The organism is Rhodococcus sp. EPR-134 (assembly GCF_001647205.1).
Taxonomy (GTDB): Bacteria; Actinomycetota; Actinomycetes; order Mycobacteriales; family Mycobacteriaceae; genus Rhodococcus_F; species Rhodococcus_F qingshengii.
On record NZ_LVCT01000204.1, the window covers coordinates 1 to 4682 of the forward strand.

4 protein-coding genes are annotated in these 4682 nt (G+C 64.0%); all 4 read left to right on the forward strand.

Going from position 1 to position 4682, the window contains the following annotated elements; genetic code table 11:
• Positions 1 to 130 precede the first annotated feature (130 nt).
• Positions 131 to 1318, forward strand: a complete 1188-nt coding sequence (locus tag A2J01_RS09340; RefSeq protein ID WP_030535022.1) for a sensor histidine kinase — start codon at positions 131 to 133, stop codon at positions 1316 to 1318.
• A 35-nt stretch (positions 1319 to 1353) separates the two neighbouring features.
• Positions 1354 to 2046 (forward strand): response regulator, encoded by a 693-nt coding sequence (locus A2J01_RS09345; RefSeq protein WP_003940960.1) that lies wholly within the window; start codon positions 1354 to 1356, stop codon positions 2044 to 2046.
• A 134-nt stretch (positions 2047 to 2180) separates the two neighbouring features.
• Positions 2181 to 2978: an ABC transporter ATP-binding protein gene (locus A2J01_RS09350; protein ID WP_042450120.1), complete on the forward strand. Its 798-nt coding sequence runs from the start codon at positions 2181 to 2183 to the stop codon at positions 2976 to 2978.
• A partial coding sequence (locus tag A2J01_RS09355) for an FtsX-like permease family protein (RefSeq protein ID WP_064112576.1) occupies positions 2975 to 4682 on the forward strand: 1708 nt, incomplete at its 3' end. The genes A2J01_RS09350 and A2J01_RS09355, both read left to right, overlap by 4 nt.

The window sequence follows — 4682 nt, forward strand, 5'->3', positions numbered from 1 at the left end:
GGTTGCTGTACCTGCGTGAGGAACTGCGTCATCGCGGGCCGCGGAACCGCTTCGAAATCGAGGCCGGTCTCGAAGACGGCGGTTACCGCACCTGAGTGAGAGCTCGTCAGTAAAAGCTACTCTTGGCGGCATGGCTCGTTTTCCGACTAGTGAACGCTTCGTCCGCTGGAGCGCGGAACATGCTCGCGGTGTGGACATCTGCATTGCGACGGTTGCCGCACTGTTCAGCGTTGTCGTTGCGGTCGAGGCGAGTCCGCTGGCGGTGTTCATCTCGCTGGGTATGACCGTTCCGTTGGCGTGGCGACGCTCGCGCCCCGAACTCTCCGGCATGGTGATCGCAGGGTTCGCAGTTCTACACGTGATCTTCATCGGCAACACACTGCTCGCATCGGCCGTTGTCGTGCCCATCTCCCTGTACGCGCTGGCGGCCTATGGCGCTCGGTGGAGTTCGCTCACCGGGCTGGTGCTCGCGTTGCTCGGCTCGATTGCCGGAACTGTTCGATACTTCGGCTACGACGGAATCCCGGTGTCCTCGCAGGTCATGCAGTCCGTGGCCGTCATGATCTTCATGCTCGCGGTCTGGGCGTTCGGTGATTTGCGTCGAGTTCGCACCAAACAATTGGAAGGTCTGACCGAGCGCGCACGGTTGCTCGAACTCGAGCGTGCGCAGGAAGCGGAAATCGCGACGATCAGCGAACGCTCGCGGATTGCGCGCGAGATGCACGACATCGTCGCGCATTCGTTGACCGTTGTCATCGCTCAGGCCGACGGCGGACGCTACAGCGCGGCCAAGGATCCTCAGGCTGCAATTCAGGCACTCGAAACAATTGCCTCCACCGGCCGCCAGGCGTTGACCGACATGCGATCGCTGCTGTCCGTCCTGCGTGAGGACACGCCCCGTGATTTCTCGGTGATCCCGGGCGCCGGCGACATCGACAGTCTCTTCCACGAGTTACGCAGCAGCGGACTCGACATCGCCGTCAGCGTGACCGGGGAACCACGCGAACTCTCTGCGGGTGCGGGGTTGACGGCGTATCGCATCGTGCAGGAATCGCTGACGAACGTTCTCAAACATGCGGGGCCTGGAGCACAGGCGAGCGTCGAGATGACATGGGCTGAAACCGAACTCGTTCTCGGTATCACCGACGACGGACGAGGCGGCAGCGCCGCGCTGGTCGAATCGTCACCAGGCGGACAGGGACTGATCGGAATGGCCGAGCGAGCCAAGCTGCACGGAGGCAAAGTGACCGCCGGACCGAAATCAGGCGGCGGATACAGCGTCCGGGCCGTCTTGCCGTACGAACGAACGTCTGGGTAGGTCTTGAAACGTCCGAAGGTCTTAAGGTGAGTGGCATGGACGAACACGTGGCTCCGATCGCAGTGGCACTGATCGACGATCAGCAGCTGGTCCGCGCAGGTTTTCGAATGGTCATCGACTCACAGCCGGATCTGTCGGTGGTTGTCGAGGCTTCGGACGGTCAGCAGGCGTTGACCGAGTTGGCCGCCCGTCATGTCGACGTCGTTCTGATGGATGTCCAGATGCCGAAGATGGACGGCATCGAGGCGACTCGTCGGCTCCTGGCCGACCCCGATGCGCCGAAGGTCGTGGTGCTCACCACCTTCGACAACGACGAGTACGTGATGTCGGCTATCCGGGCGGGCGCCAGTGGTTTCCTGCTCAAGGACGTGCCACCGGAGCAGTTGCTCGACGCCATCCGCACCGTGCACCGCGGGGACGCGGTGATCGAAGCCCGGGCCACTCGGCGACTGCTTCAGCACGTCGGACCGCTCCTGGAAGGCTCGGCGCCCGAAGCGCAGTTGCCCGAAGAGTTGACGCCGCGCGAGGTCGAGGTGCTCGAAGCCATGGCGTACGGGCTGTCGAATTCGGAGATCGCTGCAAAATTCCACGTCTCCGAGACGACAGTGAAAACCCATGTCGGACGGGTTCTTTCGAAGACTCATTCTCGTGATCGTGTACAGGCAGTCGTCTTCGCCTTCCAGATCGGACTTGTCCGGCGCGCAGATCTCCTCGGCACCGAGGGCTGACACGCCGCCCTGTCCAGTCCTACCCCGGGATGACACCGGGCTCTCCAAGATCGCCCCGCACTCCGACGCGGAGACCACTTGCGCTGCAATAACGTCGATTCCGTCATAGCGAGAAGCTTTACGGAGGGCAAAAAATGCATGCGCACACCACGACGGAACCAGCCGCAGTGCCGGCGATCACTGCCCGCGGTGTCACCAAGGTGTACGGCACAGGTGAGACCACGGTTCACGCGCTCGGCGGAGTCGACGTGGACTTCGGTCGCGAGCGGTTCACCGCGATCATGGGCCCGTCCGGCTCCGGAAAGTCGACGCTCATGCACTGCCTGGCCGGACTCGACACGGTCTCGGGTGGGCAGGTTTTCCTGGGCGACACCGAAGTCACGAAACTCGGCGACACGGAGCTCACCGAACTGCGACGCGAGCGGATCGGATTCGTCTTCCAAGCGTTCAACCTGCTACCGGTGCTCACTGCTCGGGAGAACATGCTGCTGCCGATGAAGCTGGCAGGTAGTGAACCCTCGCCCGAGTGGATGGACGAGGTGATCGGCAAGCTGGGCCTGTCGCAGCGTCTCGATCACCTGCCGCACGAATTGTCGGGCGGTCAGCAGCAACGCGTAGCCGTCGCCCGCGCACTACTGCCGCAGCCCGACGTGATCTTTGCCGACGAGCCCACCGGCAACCTGGATTCCCGTTCCGGGACAGAGGTTCTGGGACTCTTGCGGACCAGTGTCCGGGAGACCGGTCAGACCGTCGTCATGGTGACGCACGATCCGGTGGCGGCGTCGTACGCGGATCGAGTCGTGTTGATCGCGGACGGGCGTATTGCCGGAGAGATCGACCATCCCACCGTCGACTCGGTGATCGGTGCCATGCGAGCTCTCGGTGCCGACGACCTGGCCGATGTTCCTGCAGTTTCGGGTGCACTGCGATGAGAGGTCTGGCTTTTGCGCAGGCGCGGGCACATGCCGGGCGCTATGTGGCGTCGATACTCGCGGTGGTGATCGCCGTCGGATACATCGTCGCGACTTTGACCTTGAGCTCGACGGTCGACGCGAGTGTGAGCAAATCACTTGCGACGCAATACGAAACCTCAGATGTCGTCGCGTCCGGTCCAGGCGTGACGGAAGCTCTGCTGAGCGCGGTGCCGGGCGTCTCGGCGGTGGCCGACGACGTGTCGACGTATGTTCGTGTCGACTCCGAGGCAAAGGGCGCGTCCTACGGGGATGCGCTCTCGATTGCCGACAATCCCGAATTGCGTTGGGAGAAGGTGTCGGAGGGATCGATTCCGGCCGGTCTGGGGCAGGTGTTGGTGAGCGCGGACTCCGGGATACCGATCGGTGCCCGAATCACAGTCACGGCACGGGATTCGACGGTCGGTGCCGCCGCACCCACCGCCGAGATAGTCGGACTGGTCGACCTCTCCGGTTCGGCGCAACGACTGGGCGGGATCAAGATATTCACCACCGCCGAGCAGGTGAGCGCGTGGGCCGGTGACAGTGCCGAACGTGAGTTCCGTGTCGCCGGTGACGGTTCACGCTCTCAGCAAGAACTCGTGGATTCGATCTCGAGCGCGTTGCCCGCGGACTCCACCGTGCTGACCGGCGACGAAGCCACAGACAACGCCGCAGCCGAATACATGGGCGGCACCAAGATCCTCAGCACGGTGTTGCTCGCCTTCGGCGCCATCGCCGTTGTTGTTGCCGCGCTGGTGATCGCCAATACATTTGCCGTGCTGCTCGCGGCGCGCACTCAGGAACTCGCGTTGCTGCGATGCGTCGGCGCCACGGCCAAACAGGTTCGCCGGAGCATTCGCAGTGAAGCCGCGGCGGTCGGCGTGATCGCCTCGGTGATCGGCGTCGGACTCGGTGTCGGACTTGCGTGGGCGATCGGTCGGGTAGCAACGGCCGCAGATGTGCCGGTTCCTCTTTCGTCACTGAGCGTCACCCCGGTGACCGTGCTCGTCGGTCTTGCCGTCGGCATCGTGATGACGATGCTCGCTGCATCTGCGCCCGGGCGGGCGGCAACGAGGCTCTCCCCGCTGGCGGCACTGCAGCCGATGGAGTCCAAGCCCGAGAGCGTTCAGGTATCGGTGGTGCGCCGGGTTCTCGGCGTCGTGACCCTGCTCGCGGGCATCGCGATGACCGTCCTGGGAGTGACGAATCAGCAGGTGCCGGCGGCAACCGCCGGTGGACTGTTCTCGTTCCTGGGGATCGCGGCACTGTCCGGTCGAATCGTGCCTGCACTGATCAATGCGGCCGGCGGAGTGTTGGCGAGACTGATTGGTCCGGTGGGAAGCCTGGCAGCAGGCAACGCCGGTAGGAACCCACGCCGCACCTCGGCGACGGCCACCGCATTGTTGATCGGTGTTGCCTTGACGAGCACGCTCGTCGTGGGAATCGCGACGGTCAAGGAAGCCGCACCCGCGGCGATGGACAGTCAATTCCCCGTCGACGTCATGGTGAGCAGTTCAGGTTCGGCACCGCTTCCCGCAGGGTTGGGCACAGACATCGCCGCGGTCAACGGTGTCGGCGCGGTGAGCGGTCTGGACAAGGCCGAACTGACGATCGACGGGCGCGGTTCGTTGGCCGGATTCGGCGTCGACGCTGCTCGGGTGAAAGGTGTTCTGCGTACCGAGA

Coding starts and splice junctions, on each gene's coding strand:
- A2J01_RS09340 (WP_030535022.1), top strand. CDS start 131: ATGGCTCGTTTTCCGACTAGTGAACGCTTCGTCCGCTGGAGCGCGGAA.
- A2J01_RS09345 (WP_003940960.1), top strand. CDS start 1,354: ATGGACGAACACGTGGCTCCGATCGCAGTGGCACTGATCGACGATCAG.
- A2J01_RS09350 (WP_042450120.1), top strand. CDS start 2,181: ATGCATGCGCACACCACGACGGAACCAGCCGCAGTGCCGGCGATCACT.